Annotated in this window: 19 protein-coding genes and 4 pseudogenes; 14 read left to right on the top strand and 9 right to left on the bottom strand. The window is 73.1% G+C overall.

Annotated elements, in window-relative coordinates; translation table 11 throughout:
* Window positions 1–229 precede the first annotated feature (229 nt).
* Window positions 230–362: pseudogene (locus ACH4TP_RS32375) on the bottom strand (FAD-dependent monooxygenase); the annotation flags it as partial.
* Window positions 363–509: 147 nt separating this feature from the next.
* Between ACH4TP_RS32375 and ACH4TP_RS32370 the strand changes: the two are divergent.
* Complete coding sequence (locus tag ACH4TP_RS32370) at window positions 510–1,172, top strand: hypothetical protein (protein ID WP_389233333.1); 663 nt, start codon at window positions 510–512, stop codon at window positions 1,170–1,172.
* Window positions 1,173–1,549: 377 nt separating this feature from the next.
* Here ACH4TP_RS32370 and ACH4TP_RS32365 read toward each other — a convergent pair.
* Together ACH4TP_RS32365 and ACH4TP_RS32360 are read right to left on the bottom strand one after the other, a co-directional pair.
* Window positions 1,550–1,754 (bottom strand): annotated as a pseudogene (locus ACH4TP_RS32365) (hypothetical protein); the annotation flags it as partial.
* A gap of 382 nt (window positions 1,755–2,136) precedes the next feature.
* On the bottom strand, window positions 2,137–2,352 hold the full coding sequence (locus tag ACH4TP_RS32360; RefSeq protein WP_389233329.1) for a DUF6243 family protein: 216 nt from the start codon (window positions 2,350–2,352) through the stop codon (window positions 2,137–2,139).
* 709 nt (window positions 2,353–3,061) lie between these two features.
* On the opposite strand from ACH4TP_RS32360, the pseudogene ACH4TP_RS32355 reads away from it, so the two are divergent.
* From ACH4TP_RS32355 to ACH4TP_RS32330, 6 genes and pseudogenes are all read left to right on the top strand, one after another.
* Window positions 3,062–3,664 (top strand): annotated as a pseudogene (locus ACH4TP_RS32355) (transposase family protein); the annotation flags it as partial.
* Window positions 3,665–3,716: 52 nt separating this feature from the next.
* The gene (locus tag ACH4TP_RS32350; protein ID WP_398439927.1) at window positions 3,717–5,309 is read left to right on the top strand and encodes a sulfite oxidase; all 1,593 of its coding nucleotides are present in this window, start codon (window positions 3,717–3,719) and stop codon (window positions 5,307–5,309) included.
* Between the two features lie 88 nt (window positions 5,310–5,397).
* A complete protein-coding gene (locus ACH4TP_RS32345; protein WP_398439926.1) occupies window positions 5,398–6,045 on the top strand; it encodes a fasciclin domain-containing protein in 648 nt (215 codons plus the stop codon).
* A gap of 368 nt (window positions 6,046–6,413) precedes the next feature.
* Window positions 6,414–6,548 (top strand): hypothetical protein, encoded by a 135-nt coding sequence (locus tag ACH4TP_RS32340; protein WP_398439925.1) that lies wholly within the window; start codon window positions 6,414–6,416, stop codon window positions 6,546–6,548.
* Between the two features lie 146 nt (window positions 6,549–6,694).
* Window positions 6,695–7,621 carry an SDR family oxidoreductase gene (locus tag ACH4TP_RS32335; RefSeq protein WP_398182699.1) on the top strand — a complete coding sequence of 309 codons (927 nt, stop codon included), beginning with the start codon at window positions 6,695–6,697 and terminating at the stop codon, window positions 7,619–7,621.
* A 201-nt stretch (window positions 7,622–7,822) separates the two neighbouring features.
* Window positions 7,823–9,898 (top strand): MMPL family transporter, encoded by a 2,076-nt coding sequence (locus tag ACH4TP_RS32330; protein ID WP_398439924.1) that lies wholly within the window; start codon window positions 7,823–7,825, stop codon window positions 9,896–9,898.
* Between the two features lie 143 nt (window positions 9,899–10,041).
* Here ACH4TP_RS32330 and ACH4TP_RS32325 read toward each other — a convergent pair whose 3' ends face one another.
* Together ACH4TP_RS32325 and sigK are read right to left on the bottom strand one after the other, a co-directional pair.
* Window positions 10,042–10,797 carry an anti-sigma factor domain-containing protein gene (locus ACH4TP_RS32325; RefSeq protein ID WP_398439923.1) on the bottom strand — a complete coding sequence of 252 codons (756 nt, stop codon included), beginning with the start codon at window positions 10,795–10,797 and terminating at the stop codon, window positions 10,042–10,044.
* Complete coding sequence (gene sigK / locus ACH4TP_RS32320) at window positions 10,794–11,381, bottom strand: ECF RNA polymerase sigma factor SigK (RefSeq protein ID WP_398440027.1); 588 nt, start codon at window positions 11,379–11,381, stop codon at window positions 10,794–10,796. Before sigK ends, ACH4TP_RS32325 begins: the two co-directional genes overlap by 4 nt.
* Before the next feature lie 699 nt (window positions 11,382–12,080).
* Here sigK and ACH4TP_RS32315 point away from each other — a divergent pair.
* From ACH4TP_RS32315 to ACH4TP_RS32295, 5 genes are all read left to right on the top strand, one after another.
* On the top strand, window positions 12,081–12,746 hold the full coding sequence (locus ACH4TP_RS32315; protein WP_398439922.1) for a sigma-70 family RNA polymerase sigma factor: 666 nt from the start codon (window positions 12,081–12,083) through the stop codon (window positions 12,744–12,746).
* A 283-nt stretch (window positions 12,747–13,029) separates the two neighbouring features.
* Window positions 13,030–14,286, top strand: coding sequence for an NAD(P)/FAD-dependent oxidoreductase (locus ACH4TP_RS32310; protein ID WP_398439921.1), 1,257 nt, complete (start codon window positions 13,030–13,032; stop codon window positions 14,284–14,286).
* A complete protein-coding gene (locus ACH4TP_RS32305; RefSeq protein WP_398439920.1) occupies window positions 14,283–15,038 on the top strand; it encodes a DUF1365 domain-containing protein in 756 nt (251 codons plus the stop codon). Before ACH4TP_RS32310 ends, ACH4TP_RS32305 begins: the two co-directional genes overlap by 4 nt.
* Before the next feature lie 14 nt (window positions 15,039–15,052).
* Window positions 15,053–16,405, top strand: coding sequence for a class I SAM-dependent methyltransferase (locus ACH4TP_RS32300; protein WP_398440026.1), 1,353 nt, complete (start codon window positions 15,053–15,055; stop codon window positions 16,403–16,405).
* Complete coding sequence (locus ACH4TP_RS32295; RefSeq protein ID WP_398439919.1) at window positions 16,402–17,247, top strand: DUF1295 domain-containing protein; 846 nt, start codon at window positions 16,402–16,404, stop codon at window positions 17,245–17,247. The genes ACH4TP_RS32300 and ACH4TP_RS32295 overlap by 4 nt, the downstream gene beginning before the upstream one ends.
* 17 nt (window positions 17,248–17,264) lie before the next feature.
* On the opposite strand, the gene ACH4TP_RS32290 is transcribed toward ACH4TP_RS32295, so the two are convergent.
* The 3 genes from ACH4TP_RS32290 to ACH4TP_RS32280 all read right to left on the bottom strand — a co-directional run bounded on the left by ACH4TP_RS32290 (window position 17,265) and on the right by ACH4TP_RS32280 (window position 19,577).
* Window positions 17,265–18,353 (bottom strand): MerR family transcriptional regulator, encoded by a 1,089-nt coding sequence (locus ACH4TP_RS32290; protein WP_398439918.1) that lies wholly within the window; start codon window positions 18,351–18,353, stop codon window positions 17,265–17,267.
* A gap of 61 nt (window positions 18,354–18,414) precedes the next feature.
* Window positions 18,415–18,852, bottom strand: a complete 438-nt coding sequence (locus tag ACH4TP_RS32285; protein ID WP_398439917.1) for an SRPBCC family protein — start codon at window positions 18,850–18,852, stop codon at window positions 18,415–18,417.
* 203 nt (window positions 18,853–19,055) lie between these two features.
* Complete coding sequence (locus ACH4TP_RS32280; protein ID WP_398439916.1) at window positions 19,056–19,577, bottom strand: DUF427 domain-containing protein; 522 nt, start codon at window positions 19,575–19,577, stop codon at window positions 19,056–19,058.
* 268 nt (window positions 19,578–19,845) lie between these two features.
* On the opposite strand from ACH4TP_RS32280, the gene ACH4TP_RS32275 reads away from it, so the two are divergent.
* Both ACH4TP_RS32275 and ACH4TP_RS32270 read left to right on the top strand, forming a co-directional pair.
* Window positions 19,846–20,436: a DUF4383 domain-containing protein gene (locus tag ACH4TP_RS32275; RefSeq protein WP_389233284.1), complete on the top strand. Its 591-nt coding sequence runs from the start codon at window positions 19,846–19,848 to the stop codon at window positions 20,434–20,436.
* Window positions 20,433–21,128 carry an SDR family NAD(P)-dependent oxidoreductase gene (locus tag ACH4TP_RS32270; RefSeq protein WP_389233281.1) on the top strand — a complete coding sequence of 232 codons (696 nt, stop codon included), beginning with the start codon at window positions 20,433–20,435 and terminating at the stop codon, window positions 21,126–21,128. Before ACH4TP_RS32275 ends, ACH4TP_RS32270 begins: the two co-directional genes overlap by 4 nt.
* Here the strand turns inward: ACH4TP_RS32270 and ACH4TP_RS32265 are convergent.
* Window positions 21,119–21,358, bottom strand: a pseudogene (locus ACH4TP_RS32265) (ferrochelatase); the annotation flags it as partial. The gene ACH4TP_RS32270 and the pseudogene ACH4TP_RS32265 overlap by 10 nt on opposite strands.

Below are 21,358 nucleotides of genomic sequence, written 5' to 3'. Positions count from 1 at the left end.
GGAAGGAAATCACCAAGCAACAGAAGGAGGCCGGCCGCGGGGATCAGCCGCCGGACGTCTCTGCGCCGACCCGACGGCGCCCTCCCGCAGGGGCGACCGCCGCGTCCGCTCCCGCGACATCCGCCGGATGCTCCGGCAACAGGTCGTCCCACACCGGCAATCACGAACCGTACAGCTGGACTCGCCCCGCGGGTCGGGCGAAGAACCGGATGCGCGGGTGCGCCCGAACTTTCGCCGCGCCGGTGTGCCGGGTGGCGGCGCCGTACAGGTAGGTCTCGACGAACGACGTACCGGTACGCGGGCACGGCATCGGACAGCAGCGGCCGGATCCGCGACCAGGCCCCGTCCGCGCCGACCGGCAGGTCCGCCGCCTCCAGGGCGAGCTGTCCGTTGCAGCCGTGGACGTCGAGCATCCCGCCCTGCGCGCGCCCGGCCACGGCGCCTCATACGGGTCCTGACCGCTGCGGCACAATCGGAGTCGACGAGACGGTCATCGGTGGGGGTGGAACGTGGGGCTTTTCGGTGCGCGGAACCGACGTAAGGGCATACCGAACGATCCGGGGCTGCTGGCCGCGGCTGCCGAGAATCCCGGTGGCAGCGTTGCCGAGATCGACCCGACGTACATCGACGACCCGAACGGCTACGTACCTCCCGAGGCGATCCGCGGCGCGTGGGTGGTCGATGGCAGCGGGAGACTGACCGGTGAGTACCAGGAGAATCCCCGTCACGGGGTGCCGCAGGACGACTTCGGCAAGCTCACTGATCCCGATCACTGGCTCGGCTGGCTCGGCGATGACCCCGCGAGGGCCGTCCGGGAAGGCATCGAGGAGTCCCTGCGCGCCCAGGTGGCAGACGCGGTGGTCGAGTGGGTGAAGATCCTTGAAACGCCCCGGTTCCTCACGGGTGGCCGTCCACGGTCTGACGACGACCAGGTCGTCCTGGTGACCCGCGCGGCACTCGCCGCACCGTTCGCGTTGTCCGTGCGGACAACGCGGCACGGGCGTTCCGTCCTGCTGGGGGTGTTCTCCTGGGCGGCGGTGAACCTCTCACGGCCCGCAGTACGGAAGGACCGGCATTGGTTCGATCTGGGCGTCGGGCTGGAGTGGGCCGGTGAACGGCTCCAAGAGCGGATCTACGAGATCGACGACGAGGACGACACCACCGAGCGGTAGAAGCGGTGGAGACGGGTTCGCCCGGCAGGTCCGGCAGCCGCACTCCGTGGGGCGCGGGCTTCCGGGGCCGGCTGTGGAAGGGAGGATCGCCGTGTCGCAGGAGGCGCGCGATGCCAGGTTGGGTCTGACGGGCTTGACCGGGGTGGAGAGAGAAGCTCGTATACGGCTGCTGACGGAGCGGATCGAGCGGGAAGCGGCCGTGGCGAGGGCCGCACTGCGGGCACAACGACGCGACAGGGACGCGGCCTCCGCGGCGTCTGTCTCGGCGCGCAGCACGGCAGAGGACGAGGACACGGCCGTCTGAGTCGACCTGGGCTGCGGCCGACACCAGCAGCCCGGGGGATGCGGCCCGGGCGCGAAACGGACTTGCTGTGCTACCAGCACAGCTCGAAGCCGAGCCGGAGCAGGATCCGTGCGCGCTCCGGATCGAGCCAGACCCGCAGGGGGCGTCGTCGGGACGGATAAGCCCCTGCCGTCCTGATGGGCGTCGTTCCGGGGAACTCGGAGTGTGGCGCGGCTGTCGGGAGGCCTCTCCGGCTGGGCCGCGTAGGGGTGGAGCGGCCCTATGCGGGCATACGACATGTCCGACGTCTCAACCGCTGCGACCGGAGGCCTCGTTCCCGCGCGAGCACACCGCCTACGTGAAACCCGCCGCGGGCTTCCGCATCAACGAGGGCACCGCCCACGCCTACGTACAGAGCGTGATCAGAGTCCTCGTCTCCAGAGCGCCGTCCCTGACTCGGACACTGCGCCGCGCCCCGGCCGCACCGTGGACATCACCAAGGACGCCCTCACCCCCAAGAGGCAACGCTGACTTCTTCACAGCGCCACGTGTGCACGTTCTCGAACGAGAAGGAGCTGCCCAGCCAGAGGGTGCGGACGTGGTCCGGTGGGCGGGACCGGTCCCGCCCGGTACGGCAGCAGAGCCCTGCCCCATGCGGTGCCGCCTTGCGGCGGCGGTGCGTCAGCTCTGTGCGGGTTCGTCGCCCGCCCGCTCGGCGCCCTCAGCCACGCCGGTCTTCTCGCGCATCTTGCGGACCAGCTCCGCCTTCTTGTCCGCTGCATTCCGACGGTCGAGGTTGCGGTGCGGGCCGTTGTTCTGCCGTTCGGCGCGGGACAGCTTCTTGCGCTGGCCGCCGCCCTGGCCCACGGGGTTGTTGATGTTCTTGCTGTCGGTCACGGGTTCTCCCGGTAATGGTGTGAAGTGGTCTACGGATTCGTCGGTGGGGGACGGGCGGCGACGTCGAAGAACGTCAGCAGAGGCCCATCACGTGCTCACTCGTGAATCGGTTTCTGGAAGAACATGACAAAGACGTTACCCGGTTCCGTCGGCCCCGCACGCCAACCTTTGCGCCGCCCGGCACCGGCCGGGCCTTCGGCGAGCGCCCGGGACAGCCGGTTCCTTCCGTTCCGGGAATCTCAGTCCCTGTCGGCCCCACCAGTGGCGCCGTTCGCCCGGGGCAGGTCCAGAGGGGCGTTACTGGGCCGCTGCGGGCGCTGTCAGCGGTTGCGATCACCCTGCCAGTCCCGGGCGGTCGCCATTCGCTACGACAAGCACGGTTACGTCTTTCTCAGCACCGCCACCGCCACCGCCGCGGCCGTCGCGATCTGGCTCCGGGCATGCACTGCTACGCGACCCAGCAGTAGACGCTCTGGTTCTGGCGCCGGGCGCTGCTGACAAGAGCAGCGAGACCACCCACGATCGCGTCGGCGATCTCAGTGTCGATGACCTCGCCGTCCTCCGCGCGCGACCGGGTCCACGAGGCAGCGACGTTACGCAACCCGGAGTGCCCTGCGTCCGCGAGTGCAGTGGACAGCCGCAGTGAGATCGCGAAGACGACGTATCCGTCGTTGTCCTGGCTGGCGACGATGCGAGGTTCACCGGCCTCGACGAGTTCCTCGAAGCTGCCGCCGGCTTCGGCGTATCCGTCGGCACCGCCCACGCCTACGTCCAGGCCGTCGTCGAGTACCTGTCCCGAAGGGCGCCCGGTCTCCTGCGTGTCCTGCGCGAGGCCGATCCGGACTACGTCCTGCTCGACGGGACGCTCGCCGAGTGCGACCGCGTCGGCGGCAGCCGGGCCGACTTCTCCCAGAAGCACCGCCGTCACGGAGTGAACGTGCGGGTCGTGGCCGATCCCGCGGGCAACCTGCTGTGGATCTCACCCGCGTTGCCCGGCCGTACCCATGACCTGACCGCGGCCCGCACCCACCGCGCCATCCGGATCTGCGAACGCCAGGGCGTTCCCGTCCTCGCCGACCGCGCCTGCATCGGAGCCGGCCCCTGGGTGACCACGCCGATCAGGCGGCCTCCTCGCCGGGACCTCACCACGACCCGGCGGACGATCAACCGGGCCCTGTCAGCGGCACGAGCGCCGGTCGAACGCAGCATCGCGAGGCTGAAGTCCTGGCGCATCTTCCGCCGGGCCCGCTTCAGCCCCAACCGCATGACCGTCATCGCCGCCGTCATCCTCACTCTGAAGCGGCAACGCTGAAAATGCTCACTCGTTCGGAGGACGGACCAATCCGCCCAGCGGGGGCCGCCGAATGCCGGGTGTGAGCAGCTTCCGCAGCAGACTCGTCCGCGCCGCGCTCGGCGCGTCGGTCGGGATCCTGGCCGCGTTCACGGCTCTGGCCGTGGCCGAGCTGGTGTCCGGACTGGTGAGGCCTGGGACAGGGCCGGTGGCCGTCGTGGGCGGTGCGGTGATCGACCGTACTCCCGCTCCGGTGAAGGACTTTGCGATCCGCACCTTCGGAGAGAACGACAAGAGCGTCCTGCAGTTCGGGATTCTCGCGGTTCTCGCCCTCATCGCCGTCGCCCTGGGCATCCTCGCCACGTCGCATCGGCGAGCGGGAGCCGCAGGCGTGCTGCTGTTCGGGATCATCGGAGCGGCAGCCGCCCTCGGTCGACCCGACTCCACCGGCATCGGCGACGTACTTCCCTCTGCCGCCGGAGCACTGGCCGGAGCCTTCGTCCTCTGTCTCCTTGCCGCGAAGGCCGTAGAGGTACCCGACCCGGCCGGCGCGGGCGGGGAGGAGGGCGTCGGCGGATCGAGCCGGCGTGGTCTTCTCGCTGCGGCCGGTGTGACGGCCGCGGTGGCAATCTCGGCCGGTGCACTGGGCAGGTTCTTCACCGACCGGCAAGGTCAGGGAGCCGTCGCGTCCCGAGACGGGCTGGTCTTGCCCACGCCCGCCTCCCCGGCTCCCGCCGTCCCGGTCGGCGTCCAGTCGAAGGCCCCCGGCATCAGCGCCTTCACCACTTCCAGCTCCGACTTCTACCGCGTCGACACCGCCCTGACCGTGCCCAGGATCGACGCCAGGACCTGGCGGCTGCGCATCCACGGCAGAGGCGTCACGAGGCCCCGCACCTACACCCTCGACCAGCTCCTGGCCCGCCCCCTCATCGAACGCGACATCACCCTGACCTGTGTCTCCAACGAGGTCGGCGGCCCCTACATCGGCAACGCCCGCTGGATCGGCGTCCCGCTCGCCGACCTGTTGAAGGAGGCCGGCGTCATCCCCCCGGCGCGGGGAGGCAAGGCCGATCAGCTTGTGGCGCGCTCGGCGGACGGCATGACGCTCGGCTCTCCGGTCGAGGACGTCATGGACGGCCGCGACGCGATGCTCGCCGTCGGCATGAACGGCGAACCCCTGCCGTTCGACCACGGCTTCCCCGTACGGATGCTCGTCCCCGGCCTCTACGGATACGTGTCAGCCTGCAAATGGATCACCGACATCGAGCTGACCACGTTCGAGGCTTACGACCCGTACTGGGTGAAGCGGAAGTGGGCGCGCAGGGCGCCGATCAAGACACAGTCCCGCATCGACACCCCCAAGCCCTTCGCCCGCCCGGCCGCCGGCACGGTCACCATCGCAGGCGTCGCCTGGGCGCAGCGCCGAGGCATCACCCGGGTCGAAATCCGCATCGACGACGGCCCGTGGCAGGACGCGGACCTCGCCGCACAGGCCGGCGTCGACACGTGGCGCCAGTGGTCCTACCGCTGGGACGCGACTCCCGGCGGCCACCACATCACCGTCCGCGCGACCGACGGCACCGGCCTCGTCCAGACCGAACAGCGCACCCGGACCATCCCCGACGGAGCGAGCGGCCGGCACAGCGTCTTCGTCACCGTCACCTAGACCACCCGGTCGGCAAACCGTGGCCGGGCCACACGACCAACCACGTCAACACCCGCGTAAGAACAGCATTCCGAAGGAGCAATCGATCATGAATGGCATGAAGATCCGCCGCACCGCCATCGCCGTGACCGCAGCAGCCCTGCTGCCCCTCTCCCTGGCCGCGTGCTCGGACTCCGGCAGCGACACCAAGGCCGCACCGTCGAGTGCGGCGGACGACCAGGCCCAGACCAGCGCAACGCCCACCGGGGACACCATGAGCGACGACCAGCCCTTCGGCCCCGCCTGCGCGGGCGTGCCCAAGGAGGGCGCGGGCTCCTTCGACGGCATGGCGAAGGACCCGGTCGCCACCGCCGCGTCCCACAACCCGGCCCTGTCGACCCTGGTCGCCGCCGTCAAGCAGGCCGGCCTCGTCGACACCCTCAACAACGCCGAGAACATCACGGTCTTCGCGCCGACGAACGACGCCTTCGCGAAGATCCCGAAGGCCGACCTGGACAAGGTCCTCGCGGACAAGGCCACGCTCACGAAGATCCTCACGTACCACGTCGTCGGCCGGAGGCTGACGCCGGAGCAGCTGCAGAACGGCTCCTTCGAGACCCTCCAGAAGGGCATGATCACAACGAAGGGCTCCGGCCAGGACTACACCGTCAACGACACCGCCAAGGTCGTCTGCGGCAAGGTGGAGACCGCCAACGCCAACGTCTACATCGTCGACACCGTCCTCATGCCCAAGTAGTCCGGAGCACGGGACGGGGGAGCTCCGAGGAGCCCGAGGACGAGACTGCTTCAGTCCGAGGAGCCCGAGGACAGGACCGCTCCGGCAAATCCCTGCAGGGGGCGCGCGCCGTCAGGCCGCGCCCCCTGCAGGTCGTACGGGATCGTACGGGCAGCCCGCGCCCCCGGGGCCGGCGCGCCCTGCAGGGAGCCGGTCGCCCGGTGTTCCCCGCACACGTGCCTTCCGGGGGCCCACAGCGTCCCCCGGAAGGCCGGGTGGGGCCGGGTATCGCCGGCAGTGGAGCGTCGGCGACCGTGACGCGGTGTACGGGTTCCCAGTCGCCCGTGTCCGGGCCGTACACGTCGCCGAGCGCCCGCAGCACCGCGTCCGTGTCCGACGGGCCGGGGGAGCCGGGCACGGAGGTGGACGTCGCGGAGCGTGCGCTGTTCGTCCGCCCAGGCGGCGAACTCCTCGGGGCCGACCAGGAAGCCGCGCGGCGGCAGCACGGTGACGTTGCCGAGTGATCGGACGAGACGCAGTGCCGCCCGATCGGGTGAGGCGGCCGTGAGGTGACCGCCACCCGCATCCGGCGTACCCGTGTCCTGAGAAGTACTGAGGGCACGCACCGAGACGTCGGCCCCGTAACACCCTCTCCTCATCGGAGGCCCCCATGCCCCGTTCCCCGGAACCCCGAGGCCGTGTCGCGGTCGTCACCGGCGCCGCCCGAGGGCTCGGCGCCGGACTGACGCGACTGCTGGCCGCGCGCGGCATGCGCGTGGCCCTGCTGGGGCGGGAGCACGCCAGGCTCGCCGCCGTCGCCGTGACGCTCGGCACCGAGAGCCACGTCGTGGAGGTCGACGTCACCGACGACGCGGCGATGGAGCGGGCCGCCGAGGAGGTGACGCGGATCCTCGGCCCCCCGTCGGTCGTCATCGCCAACGCGGGCGTCGCGGAGGGCGGCCCCTTCGAGAGCTCCGACCCCGAGACCTGGCGCCGTGTCGTGGAGGTCAACCTGGTCGGCAGCGCCATCACCGCGCGGGCCTTCCTGCCGGGGCTGCGGGCCACCCGGGGCTACTTCCTCCAGGTCGCCTCCACCGCCGCCTTCGGCGCGGCCCCGATGATGAGCGCGTACTGCGCGTCCAAAGCGGGGGCCGAGGCCTTCGCCCGCTCCCTGCGGGCCGAGGTGGCGCACCTGCGCGTCGGCGTGGGCGTGGCGTACCTGCACTGGACCGACACCGACATGGTCCGCGACGTCGAGCGCCACACGGTCCTGCGCGAACTGCGTGGACACATGCCCGCCCCCGCCCGCCGCGTGTATCCGGTGGACCGGGTCGCGTCCTGGCTGGTGCGGGGGATCGAGCGGCGCCGCGCCTCTGTCTACGCCCCGCCATGGCTCCGGCTCGCCCAGGCCGGGCGGCCGTTCTTCCCCGTCGCGGTGGACCTGCTCTCCCGCCGCGAGCTTCCCCGGCTCCTGAAGGAGCACTCTTTCGAGCAGACCGGTCTGCTGGGCACGGGCGGCCACATCGAGGAGAAGCTGATCGACCGCTCCGCCGCCCAGGCGGCGACCAGCCCCGACCGCGGGCACCCGGCTTCCTGAACGGCGCCGCCAAATACCCCCGTCGCGGACCTCTTCGCAGTCAGTCCGCATCCGTCGCGTGTGGATCGGGGGAAGGGACGGTGACCGGTCGGCCGACACCGCCTCACGAGGGTCGGTGACGGGAGCCCGGTGCCTCCGTGGTCGAACACGTCTCGATCATCGAGGTAGTTGATTGCTGAGACATTTCTGGGGGAGTGCTCCATGTTCACGCCCGCGCGCTCGGCGAGCAGACTGCTGCCGCTGCTGGTGCTCGTCGTCTGGCTCGCCGTCGGAGGAGGGCTCGGCCCGTACGCCGGCAAGCTCGGCGAGGTCGCCACCAACGACCAGGCCGCCTTCCTGCCCCGCGGTGCCGAGTCGACCCAGGTCCTCAAGGCCCAGGAGGCGTTCCGCCAGGAGGAGACCCTGCCCACGCTGGTCGTCTGGACCACGGACGGCGGCGGCCGCGTCGACCCGGCCGCGCGGGAGAGCGCGAGCCGCGCGCTGGCCTCCCTGAAGGGCGCCGAGGGAGTGGTCGGCACGCCCTCCCCGGCCCTCCCCTCCGAGGACGGTGAGGCCCTTCGCGGCATCGTCCAGCTCCGTCCCGACCTCGGCGAGGAACTCCCCGTGGCCCTGGACGAGGTCGAGGCGGCCGTCTCCGCCGTACCGGGGACCGAAGTGTGGCTCGCGGGCCCCGCCGCGACCCAGGCGGACCTCGGCGACGCGTTCTCCGGCATCGACGGCCTCCTGCTGGTCGTCGCGCTGGTGACGGTCCTGGTGATCCTGCTCCTGGTCTACCGGAGCGTCCTGCTGCCGCTGCTGATCATTCTCGGCGCCGTGTTCGCGCTCGGACTGGCCTGCGCCGTCGTGTACGTGCTCGCCGACCACGACGTCGTCCGGGTCGACGGTCAGGTGCAGGGCATCCTGTCCATCCTGGTCATCGGCGCCGCCACCGACTACGCCCTGCTGCTTGCCGCTCGTTACCGGGAGGAGCTCGGCGCCCGCGACGGCGACCGCGTCCCCGCGATGCGCGCCGCCCTCAGGCAGTCCTTCGGACCGATCGTCGCCAGCGCCGCCACCGTCGTGCTCGGCCTGCTCGCCCTGCTGCTCAGCGACCTCACCAACAACCGGGCCCTCGGCCCTGTCGGCGCCGTCGGCATCGTCTGCGCCGTGCTGAGCTCGGTGACGTTCCTCCCCGCCGTCCTGGTGCTGCTCGGCCGCGCCGCCTACTGGCCGACCCGCCCCAAGGCCACCGCCGACGGCGAGGCGGCCCACCCCGTCTGGCACAGGGTCGCAGGGCTCGTCGACCGCGCCCCCCGCAAGGTCTGGGCCGGCTCCCTGGCCGCTCTCGTCGCCTGCGCCGCCTTCTCCTTCTCGCTCGACTCCAAGGGCGTCCCGTTCGACGAGATCTTCGTCAAGGACGCCCCCTCCGTCGCCGCCCAGGCACGCCTGAGCGAGCACTTCCCGGGCGGCGCGGGCACCCCCGCCGTGGTCATCGCCGACGCCGACGCCGCGGAGAAGGTGCGGACGGCCGCGGCGGCCGTCCAGGGCGTCGACTCCGCGACGCTCTTCGCCGCCCCCGGCTCCGGCCGGCCGCTCGTCGCCGACGGCCGCGTCCGGATCGACGTCACCCTCACGGACGCCGCGGACAGCGACGCGGCCAGGGACACCGTCGTCGCCCTGCGCGGCACCCTCCACGCGGTCCCCGGCGCCGACGCCCTCGTCGGCGGGTCCACCGCCCAGAAGTACGACACCCAGGTGACGGCCGAGCGGGACCGGAATCTCATCGTCCCCGTCGTGCTCGCGATCGTCCTGGTCATCCTCGTCGGCCTGCTGCGCTCGCTGCTGCTGCCCGTGCTCCTGGTGGCCACGGTCGCGCTCGGTTTCCTCGCGACGCTGGGCGTCTCGGCCCTGGTCTTCGAGCACGTCTTCGGCTTCACCGGGACCGATTCCGCCGTGCCCTTGTACGGGTTCGTCTTCCTGGTGGCCCTCGGCGTCGACTACAACATCTTCCTCATGTCGCGCGTACGGGAGGAGACGGAGCTGTACGGCACCCGCGAGGGCCTGCGTCGGGGCCTGGTGGCCACGGGCGGGGTCATCACCTCGGCCGGCGTCGTCCTCGCTGCGACCTTCGCGGCGCTCGGCGTGATCCCGCTGGCGTTCCTCGTCCAGATCGCCTTCATCGTCGCCTTCGGCGTCCTCCTCGACACCCTCGTGGTCCGGTCGCTCCTGGTCCCGGCGCTGGTCCGGGACATCGGCCCCACGGTCTGGTGGCCGGGCGCCCTCCGCCACCGTCCTTGACCCACCGTCCCTGACCCCCGCCCGGCGGTCTCCGACCGCCCGGGGAAACGGCGCTCCCCCTCGGCCCCGTCAGGCCGAGGGGGAGCGCCACGTCGTCCGTCCTCAGGGCGGCGGCCCGGACACCGGACCCGGTGGGGGAGGGGTCAGGCCGGGAGGGCCAGCAGGAGCAGGGGCTGGGTCGTGGGCTGCCTCGAACCGCCTGCCGGTTCGAGGGTGAGCCCCACCCCCGTCGCGTCGGCCGGGTCGCCGTCGAGGAGGACGGTGCCGTCGGCGTGGATGAGCCCGGCGGGCCGCATGGTGCCCTTGTGGTCGAGCCACAGCTGGTACGTGTGGCCCTCCGCCGGGACCGGAAGCCCGGTGGCCGTGAACACCGCCCGGTTCTGCCGGTCCGACGAGACGACCGTGGCCACCGCGCCGTTGGCGGTCCGCCCGTGCACGGTCCGCGCGTCGGGCGCGGCCAGCACCCCGCTCACGGCCTCCAGCCGTTCTTCGGCCTGCCGGGCCTGCTGCCGCGCGGCCTCGTTCTCCTGGTGCTGCCAGGCGGCGAGGCCGGCGAACGAGACGGCGGCGACCAGGCTCGCGGCGAGCGCGAGCGGGACCGCCCTGCGCCTGACCACCTGGGCCAGGCTCGCCGCCGGGCCGACGGCGGGCACGCGGGGCGGCAGCTGGCGTACGCCCTCGACGGCGGCGAGCGTCCGCCGCTTGAGGGCCTCCGGCGGGGTCCGGCCGACGGCGCCCGCGAGCCGTGCGGCGGTCGCCTCGAACCCGCTCACCTCCCTGCGGCAGTCCTCGCAGTGCGCGAGGTGGGCGACGAACTCGTCCCGTTCGACGGCGTCGAGGGCGTGGAGGGCGTAGGCGGCCGTGAGCGCGTGGAGGTCGGAGTGGTGCTGCTGTGTCACGAGGTCACCCCCATGCAGTCGCGGAGGCGGATCAGTCCGTCGCGCATGCGTGTCTTGATGGTGGGAAGCGGGGTCTGCAGGCTCTGGGCGACCTCACGATAGGTCAGGCCCTGGTAGTAGGCGAGGGTCACGGCCTCGCGCTGGAGTTCGGTCAGGCCGCGCAGGCAACGGCGTACCCGCTCGCTCTCCAGCCGGGTCTCCACCTGCTCGGCGACCTCGTCGAAGGCGGTGGTGTGCTCCCGCGCCGCCCGGGCGTGCTCCCGGTCGGAGGCGGCCTGGGCCGACCGTACGCGGTCGACGGCCCGCCGGTGGGCGATCGTCGTCGCCCAGGTCGTCACGCTTCCTGCCGTCGGCTCGTAGCGGGCGGCCTGGCGCCACAGCTCGATCATGACCTCCTGGGTGACCTCCTCGGACTGGGCCCGGTCGCGCACCACACGGAGGACGACGCCGAAGACCAGCGGGGCGAGGGCGTCGTAGAGCGTGGAGAACGCCTGCTTGTCGCCCCTGGCGACCTCCCGCATCACTTCGGCCAGGTCGCCCCGCGCGTCGGCGTCGGAGGCACCGGCGGGGAGCGGCCGGGTCACCTGGCCGGCTCCGGGCGTCGGGACCGGACGGAGCCGCCGCCTCGAGCGGTCGTCCTCGGAGTGGGGAGCCATCGCATGCTGGTCCTTCGCGGTTCGGCGGGCCGGTGTCCGCCCTTTCGGCGGCCCGGCGGAGAGCCTGCGGACAGCTCCCCGGGATACTTCGGCGCGGACGCCCTCCCGGATGGGCCGGGAAGGTCACGATGTCGTCGCGGTGTCGGTGGCGCTGCGTCCTCCTCCGCGGCGGCACCCGTCCGGTGGGACCCATCCGCCGGGCGGTCGCTGCCGAAGGACCGGATGCGAGCAGCTTCCGGAACACCCTCGGCCCCTCGCGCGGGGCGCGCTCGGCGTCCCGGCGTTCGGGATCGTCGGCGCCGTCGCCGTAACCCTGGCGGCTCATCCGACTCGACAGGGCGGCCGTTGCCCGGCAGCGCGGCCGTTGATTACCCGGACGCGGTGGTCGCACCCTCCCCAGGGCCGGCCTGCTTCAGGGGGCTTCGCGGTACCACCTGACCTGCGGTGTTCCTCGCTCGCATCGATACACGGAGATTTCCGATGCGAAAACGATGCGAGTTGTGGGCGGGGAGGTGCCGGGCGGAACGTGAAGCGCACGGGGTCATCGAGGTCCCGGAGCCGCCGCTCTCGAAGCGCGTGCGGCACACCCGGTGGACGCCCGAGCCACCACCTGGAGGAGGAAGCGCCATGACCGCACACCGGCCGACCGGAGCCCCTGCCCCCGCCCCGCCCACGGCAGCCGTCACCGCGGATACCGCCACCGCCCGTACCGAGCCGACCGCGGCCACGGACGTCGCCGCCGCCACCGACGACCGGATCGCCCGGGGCCTGGTCGGCGGCGACGAGCAGTGCTTGGCCGTCGCCCACCAGCGCTGGGGCCGCCTGGTTCACACCCTCGCGACCCGCGCCCTGGGGGACCCCCGCGAGGCGGAGGACGTCACCCAGCAGGTGTTCGTCGCCGCCTGGTGCGGCCGGGCCAACTTCCGTCCCGAACGGGGCAGTCTGCCGGCCTGGCTCACCGGCATCGCCCGACGCAAGATCGCCGACGCCCTGACCGCCCGTACGCGGCGGACCGAACTCGCGGCGAGCCTCGGCGCGTCCCTGGAACACGAGAGCCGGGCACACGAGGAACCCGAGCGGGTCCTCGACCGGTTGGTCGTCACCCAGGAGTTGTCCCGGCTGCCCCACGTCCAGCGGGACGTCCTGGAACTCGCCTTCTTCGCGGACCTGACCCAGACCCAGATCGCCGACCGGACCGGCATGCCGCTCGGCACGGTCAAGAGCCACGCCCGCCGCGGCCTCCAGCGCATGCGGCACAGCCTCGAACTGGCCGGCGCCGGCGTAGGCCGCTGACCGACCCACCACGACCGACCCACCACGACCGACCCACCACGACCGACCCGCCACGGCCGATCCGCCACGGCCGGCCCACCACGGCCGATCCGCCACGACCGACCCACCGGAGCGCCCATCCGAGCGCCCGGTCGATCCGGTCCCGAATCCGTTCGCGATCCGACCCATCCGGCCGGCCGACGGCTCCGAACGACCACACGGCCCGACGGCCGGACAACCGAGCACAGCACACGACACGCCGTCGCCCCCGCACGGGAGCGCCGCACAAAGGGGATGGGAAACGATGAACGGACGCAGCGTCGCCGTGGTGGGGGCGGGGGTGGCGGGCCTCACCGCCGCCCACTACCTGTCCCGCACGCACGACGTGGTGCTGTACGAGTCGGACGACCGGCTCGGCGGCCACGCGCACACCCACGAACTGCCCGTCGCCGAGGGCGGGACGGTCCACGTCGACACCGGCTTCATCGTCCACAACGAGCACACCTACCCCCAGCTCCTGCGCCTCTTCCGCGAGTTGGGCGTCGCCACCCAGGACGCCGAGATGAGCATGTCGGTGCGCTGCGACGGCTGCGGCCTGGAGTACGCGGGCGCGCGGGGTCTCCGCGGCCTGCTCGGCGGTGGCAACGTCCGCCGGCGCAGGCACCTGCTGACGCTCGCCCACGTCCCCAGGTTCCACCGTGCCGCCCGCGGTCTGCTCACCGCCGACGACATGACCCTCACCTTCGGCGACTTCCTCCACGCCCACCGCTTCTCCGCCCACTTCGTCAGCCACTTCGCGATCCCCCTCGTCTCCTCCGTCTGGTCCTGCGCCCCCGACACGGCCCTGCGGTACCCCGCCGTGTACCTCTTCCGCTTCCTCGACCACCACGGCCTCCTCTCGGTGACCGGATCCCCGCAGTGGAAGACCGTCACCGGCGGATCCGCGGCCTACGTCGAACGCCTCGCCAAGTCGATCCCCTCCGTGCGGACCGCCACCCCGGTGCGCGCCGTGGTCCGGGGCGACGACCGTGCCACGGTCGTCACCGAGGACGGCGAGTCGGCCGAACACGCCGCCGTCGTGCTCGCGGTCCACCCCGACCAGGCTCTGCGGCTGCTCGCCGACCCCACCGAGCAGGAACGGCGGGTCCTCGGCGCGTTCACCTACTCCCACAACCCGACCGTCCTGCACCGCGACACGAGCCTGCTGCCGCGCTCGCCCCACGCCCGTGCCTCCTGGAACTACCTCCTGCCGTCCTGCACCGCCCGCCCGGGCTCCGTCCGGGTCAGCTACGACATGAACCGGCTCCAGCGGCTCCGCACCGGCGAGCCGCACGTCGTCACCCTCAACCCCGGCGACCGCGTCGACCCCTCGACCGTCCTGGCCCGCATGACGTACGAACACCCCGTCTACACACCGGAGTCGGTGGCCGCCCAGCGGCTCCTGCCGACCCTGCGCACGCCCATCACCGTCTACGCCGGCGCCTACCACGGCTGGGGCTTCCACGAGGACGGCTGCCGCTCGGGCGTCGAGGCCGCCCGCCACCTGGGAGCCAGGACGTGAAGCCCGCTGCCCCGAGACCGCCCCTCGTGCCGGCCCTGTACGAGGCGGAGATCGCGCACACCCGCGTCACCCCGCTCCGGCACAGGCTCCAGCACCGCACGTACATGTGGCTGGTCGACCTCGACGACCTGCCGGTCCTGCCGCGTCCGCTCCGGCCGCTCGCCCGCTTCGACCCGGCCGACCACTTCGACGGTGACGCCCCCACCCTCCGGGCCGGGCTCGACGCCCGCCTGGCCGCGCACGGCGTGCACGACGCGGACGGCCGGGTCCTGATGCTCGCCCACGCGCGCGTGCTGGGACACGTCTTCAACCCCCTCACCCTCTACTGGTGCCACGACCGGGCCGGCCGGCCCGTGTGCGTCGTCGCCGAGGTGCACAACACGTACGGCGGACGGCACACGTACCTGCTGCGTACCGACGCGGAAGGCCGCGCCGAAACGGCCAAGGACTTCTACGTCTCGCCGTTCCTCGACGTCGCCGGCACCTACCGGATGCGGCTGCCGCTCCCCGGCGACCGCCTCGACCTGACCGTCCAGCTCCGCCACACCGACGGCACCCGCCCCCTGACGGCCACCGTCCGCGGCACCCGGCGGCCCGCCGGCCCCCGCAGCCTCCTGGCGGCCACGCTCCGCCACCCGTGGTCGACCGCCGCCGTCTCCTTCGGCATCCGCCGCCACGGCGTCCACCTCTACCTCAAGGGCGTCCGCGTCCGGCCCCGCACCACCCCCACCCCGCAGGAAGGCACCCCGTGACCCTCTCGTCCCCACTGCCCGCCACCCACGAGGCCCAGGCCGGCCACGATGTCCACGGGGGCCGCGTCGAGGTCGACCCCGACCGCTGGCCGGACGTCGCCCGTGTGCCGCACGCCTCCGCCGTGCGCACCACCGTGGCCCGCCTCATCGTCGGACGCGCGCTCACCCGGCTGCCCCTGCGGGTAGGAACGGACGGCCGCACCACCGTCCCGGCGTCGCGGAACGGTGACGCCGGCGCAGTACCGACGCTCACGCTCCACGATCCCGAGGCCTTCCACCGACGGATCGCCGCCGACGGGCTGATCGGCTTCGGGGAGTCGTACATGGCCGGCGAGTGGGACGCCGACGACCTCGTCGGCGTCCTCACCGTCCTCGCCCGTCACGTCGACGACCTCGTCCCCGCCCCGCTGCACCGGTTCAGGGGCGCCTGGGTCCGGCGCAGGCCGCGCGCCGACCTCAACACCCCCGACGGGTCCCGCGAGAACATCCGCCGTCACTACGACCTCTCCAACGAGCTCTTCGCCCTCTTCCTCGACCCCGGACTCAGCTACTCGTCGGCCGTCTTCGACCCGCTCCCCGACACCCCCGACGTCCTCTCCGACGCGGCCTTCACCGCCGCCCAGCACCGAAAGATCGACCGCCTCCTCGACCTGGCGGAGACCGGCCCGGGCACCGAACTCCTGGAGATCGGCACCGGTTGGGGCGAACTCGCGATCCGCGCCGCGGCCCGCGGCGCCCGCGTCCGCACCGTCACCCTCTCCGAGGAGCAGCTCGCCCTCGCGCGCGACCGCGCCGCCCGGGCCGGCGTCGCCGACCGCGTCACCGTCGAACTCCTCGACTACCGCGCCGTACGCGGCCGTTACGACGCCGTCGTGAGCGTCGAGATGATCGAGGCCGTCGGCGCCGAGTTCTGGCCCGACTACTTCACCGCGCTCCGCCGCCTCCTCGCCCCCGGCGGCCGGGTCGCGCTCCAGGCCATCACGATGCCGCACGAACGGATGCTCGCCACCGCCCGCACCCACACCTGGATCAGCAAGTACGTCTTCCCCGGCGGCCTGATCCCCTCCCCGGAGGCCATCGCCCGCGAGTCCGCCGCCGCCGGGCTGCGCATCACCCACGACACCGGGTTCGGCGACCACTACGCGGAGACCCTCCACCAGTGGCGCGCCCGCTTCCGGCACGAGGAGGCCGCCGTCGCGGCCCTCGGTTTCGACCGCGTCTTCCGGCGCATGTGGGAGTTCTACCTCGCCTGGTCCGAGGCCGGGTTCCGCGCCCGCTACCTCGACGTCCGCCAGCTCCGGCTCACCGCCGACGACGCGGGCACGGCGTCCTCCTTCCCGGCTGACCGGTACGGGGAGGCGCCGTGAGTCCCGTCGACACCACGGCGCTCGGTTCCGTCCTGGCCGCCTCGGCCGCCGCCGCCCTCGCCGTCATGCTGGTGGCCTTCGCCGTCGGCACCGCCCGACGGCTGCACCGGATCGTCGACGTCGCCTGGGGGATCGCGTTCGCGGGCGTCGCATCGGTGTCCTGGTTCCTGGCGGACGGCCACGGCGACGACGTCCGGCGGAGCGTCGTCGCGCTCGCCACCGTCGTCTGGGGACTGCGGCTCGCCGTCCACATCGCCCGCCGCGGTCGCGGCCGCGGAGAGGACCCCCGGTACGCGCGCATGCTCGCCCGCGCCCGCAGACACCCCGCCCTCTACGCCTTGTGGAAGGTGTACCTGCTCCAGGGCGCCCTCGTCTGGCTCGTCTCCCTGCCCGTCCAGTTCGCGGTCCTGCTGCCCCGGCCACTGGGGGCGACCGCGTACCTCGGGCTCGCCGTGTGGGCGGCCGGCCTCGCCTGTGAGGCGGTGGGGGACCACCAGCTCGCCCGCTTCACGTCGGACCCGGCGAACCGGGGGCGCGTCATGGACCGGGGACTGTGGAGCTGGACCCGGCACCCGAACTATTTCGGTGACTTCCTGGTGTGGTGGGGCCTGTACCTGACGGCCTGCGCCACCTGGCAGACCGCCCTGCTCGCCCTGGTCTCCCCGCTCGTCATGAGCGGCCTCCTCATCTGGGGCAGCGGCAAACGGCTACTGGAGGCCCACATGAGGGACCGGCCGGGGTACGCGGAGTACCAGGCCCGGACGAGCGGCTTCGTCCCCCGACCGCCCCGCCCGTCCCGACAGCCCCGCCCGCGACGGACATCGGGCGCGCCCCGTCCCTGAGGCGTCCGGGGCCGGGGTCAGCCACCGGCCCCGACGGCGCCTTCCTCCTGGCCGACCCGCTCCTGGACGCCCTCGCCCTCCCCGTACAGCCGGGAGATCACGGCGAGCGCCTCCCGCAGGCCGGTGGGACGTACCGTGCCCGGCGCCGGCGTCCGGCCGAGCCAGCCCGGGCCCGCGAGGAGGACCAGGGGTGAGGTGCGCGCTCCCTGCATTCCGAACGCCGTCCGCGCGACGTGCCGGGCCAGGGCGTGGTTGGCGGTGGAGCGGGACTGGGACCAGAGGACGACGGCGGCGGGCCCCGACCGCCGCACCGCCGCGTCGAGGGCCTCGGCGGGCACGGCCGCGCCGAACATCCTGGTCGGCAGTCCGCGTTCGGCCAGGCCCGCGGCGAGCGCCTCCAGGGGCAGCGTGTGCTGTTCCGAAGGGACGCACGCCAGCACGACCGGAGGAGCCTGCGAGGTGACCGCGGGTCCGGAGACGGCGGCCCGCCGCAGCGCCGTGGAGATGTGCCAGGAGAGCAGGTGCTCCACCTCGACGTAGCGGTCGTCCGACGACTCCCACTTCCGGCCCACCGCATGCAGTGTCGGCGCCATGATCTCCTCCCAGGAGGTGACGAGGCCGTACTCGGCCAGCGCCGCCCGGAGGAGCTCTTCCATGGCGAGGGCGTCGAGCCGCACGGCGGCACGGGCCAGACCCCGGCACTCCTGCCGGACGTCTCCCAGCGGCAGGCCGCTGCCGGCCACCGGCCGCCGGGAGGGCGAAGCCGGTTCCGACGCGGGTTCCGACACGGCCTCCTCGACGGGTGCGACCGGCGCGGTGGCGGCGGCCCGGGCCGGAACGGCGACACTCACGGCGGGCGCCTCCGGCGAGGAGCGCTCCCGTCGTGCGGCCCGCGCCGCCTCGGCGGGCGGGACGCCGGACGCCGTGAGACGGCACATCTCCTCCAGCATCGCCACGTCCGCGGGGCTCCACCGCCGGTGGCGTCCGTCCCCGCGGTCGGCCGGGCCGATCCCGTACCGCCGGTCCCAGGACCGGACCGTGGTCGGGGAGACGCCGAGACGCCGGGCCAGGGCGCCGGTGGTGATGCCGTGATCGGTGTCGTACATGGTCACCACCGTAGGGTGCGGAAACGATGCGAGCAGGTGCGTTCGGAGCCGGGGCGCATGGTCAGGAGTGCCACGCCACGGCCGCTGGCGGAAGGCGGTCGGCCACGTCGTCGGCCATCCGCTCGAATTCCCCGCGCAGGAACGGCGCGGCCAGCCGTGCGAAGCCCTTGAAGGTGAGCGACGCACGGTACGTCAGCCGTGTCGCCGTCCCTTCCTCGGCGAACCGCAGATCGTCCAGCGCCGTCACGGTCTTGTTCTCGCCGCGGAACACCAGGCGGAAGGGCTCCCGGACGGCGAGTTCGTACCGCAGCTCGGTCGTGCGGCCCCGGAAACGGGACGTGTTCCGCCACCGGGCGCCCTGCCGCACGGGCCCGTCGTCGAGCCGCACGCAGCGTACGGTGCCGGGGTCCCATTCCTCCGCACGGCCGAAGTCCTCCAGGTAGGCCACGACCTCCGCGAGGGGCCGTCGCACCACGAGCACCCGCTCCACACTGATCACCGTACGGCCTCCTCCACGTCGTACCGGTCCGCGCGCCGGCTCCGGTCATCCGGGGTTTCCGGCCGGGCGGCCGAGCCGGATGCACCCGACACGAGGCCGCGCCCGCGCTGGTGACCGACGACGGGCCGGCCACCCGAGCCGGCGGTCAGCCGCGCGGCGTCGTCCCGGGGGAGCAGCCGCGGGCGGCGCGGCCGCCGACCGGCTCACCAGCCCCACGTGCCGGGACCGCCCTTGAAGGGACCCTCGATCTCGCGGGTGATCCACCCGCCGTAGAAGTCGCCCTCCTGGGCGACCACCGGCTCTCCGTCGACGGTGCAGCCCACCGCGGACGGATAGAAGGCCAGGTGGCCGCGGAGGGCCTCGTACGCGTCGAGGGGCCGCTCGTAGCTCCATGCGGCGCGGGGTACGACGAAGTCGCCGACGACGACGTCCCAGTAAGAGGCGGCGCCCTTCCACTCGCAGTGGGTGCGGCCGGGCCGGGGGCGCAGGAACTCCGCGCGCACGTCGCGGCGGGGCAGGTAGAACGTCGGCGGGTGGCTGGTCTCCAGGACCCGCAGGCTCGCGCGTGTGTCCGCGACGACCCGGCCGTCCACCGTCACCGTCACGCGGCGGTCGTCACCGACCAGCCGGGGCGGTCGCGGGTAGTCCCACACGCACTCCGTCGGCCGGGCGCCGGGCCGCGCGAGCCCTCGGGGGCCGCCCGCCATGTCGTCAGCGTCGTCCATGGGGCCCTCCTCGCCTTTGGTTGCGGCTCCGCTGTCGGTTCTTCTCCCGCACACCGGTCCGCGGATGCAACGGGGCCGCCCGACGAGGGTGGACGGGTGAACGGCTCGCTGTCGGGCGGTGAGGCGCATCCGGACGCTCCCGTGACGGGAAAAAGGCATTGAAGCATCACAAAAGGTGCTTCGGTGCAGGTCCGTTCGCGCGGAGCCCGATCCGTACGGCAGTGGCCTCGGGCGACGGACGGAACCACGGACGGGTAGGGGAACAGCTGTGCGGCTCAAAGACGAACTTCCTGTGGACCACCACCTCGCCACCGTGTACCGCTGGGGCGCCGCCCTCTGCGGTTGCGTCCTGCTCGTGTTCGGCTGCCTCGGCTTCGCCGACGCGCTCAGCCCCTTCGACACCTCCGGTGAGCGGATCGCCGGGATGACCACCAACACCGCACTGAGCTGGATCTCGGTGCTGACGGGACTCGCCCTCCTGGCCGCTGCGGTCGCGGGCGGGAACATCGCCTCCACCGTGAACATGCTCGTGGGCGGCTCGTTCCTGCTCAGCGGCTTTTACCACCTGTTCGTGCTCGACCGGCCCGCCAACTTCCTCGACTTCGGCATGACCAACGTGATGTTCAGCTTCCTCATGGGGCTGTTGATCCTCACGTTCGGCATGTACGGGCGGGTGTCCAGCAAGCTGTCGCACGACAACCCCTACTGGATCAGGCGCCACCCGCGCGAGGCCGCCGCGGAGTCGCTCGCACGCCGCCGCCTCGCCGCCGCGCCCCTCCCGGCCGGGACCGCGCGCACCACGGCCCCGACGCTTCCCGGAACGTCCGGTCAGACGCTTCCCGAAGGGCCCCCGCGGTGAACGCGGTCCTGGTCGTGGGAGCGACGGGGACGGTCGGCGGCCTCGCCGCGCGGGCGTTGCACCGCCAGGGCGCGTCGGTGGCCCTGGCCGGCAGGAACGCGGAGCGGCTCGCCGACCGGTCGCGGCTGCCGGGCGACTGCCCCCGCCGTGTCTTCGACGCCTACGACCTCGACGGCTGCGCGGCGCTCGCACCGTGGGCGGCCCGTTCCCTCGGACGCCTGGACCGCGTCGTCGTGGCCGTCGGAGTGGCGGGCTTCGGGCGGGCCGAGAGCGTCGACGAGGCCGCCGCCGAGCACCTCATGACCGTGAACGCCCTGGCGCCCATGGCAGTGGTCCGGGGCGCCCTGCCCGTGCTGGAGGCCGGAGGCGCGATCGGTGTCGTCACCGGCTCGGTCGTCGACGCGCCCCCGCAGGGCATGGCCGACTACGCGGCCGCCAAGACGGCCCTCGCCACCTGGCTGGGCGTGGTCGGCAGGGAACAACGGGCCCGGGGCGTCCGGATCGTCGACGTGCGCTTGCCCCACCTGGAGGGCGGGTTCACCGCCCGGGCGGTGACGGGGGAGCCGCCGAGACTCCCGCCCGGCGCAGACCCGGCGGCAGAGGTCGAACGGCATCTGCTTGCGCCCCTGACCGACGCCCCGGGGCGCCCGCACCGAGCGTCCCCGGGGCTCCTGGGCGCTCCTCAGGCGTAGGTGCTGTCGGCGCCGGCGGCGGCGGGCCGCTCCGCCCTGGCCGGGCAGCAGCCGATCGGGCAGAGGTCGTGGGAGGGGCCGAGGGCGCCGAGCGCGCAGCGTTCGGTCCTGGTCCCCCGTTCGTTCGCGGCGCGTTCCAGGACGAGCTCGCGGACGGCGGCGGCGAAGCGCGGGTCGGCGCCGACGGTCGCCGAGCGCCGGACGGGCAGGCCGAGCTCGGCGGCCTTGGC

The organism is Streptomyces sp. NPDC021012, from assembly GCF_044333355.1.
Lineage (GTDB): Bacteria > Actinomycetota > Actinomycetes > Streptomycetales > Streptomycetaceae > Streptomyces.
Note: the sequence above shows the minus strand (reverse complement) of the source record. Positions and strands in the feature narration are given on the sequence as shown.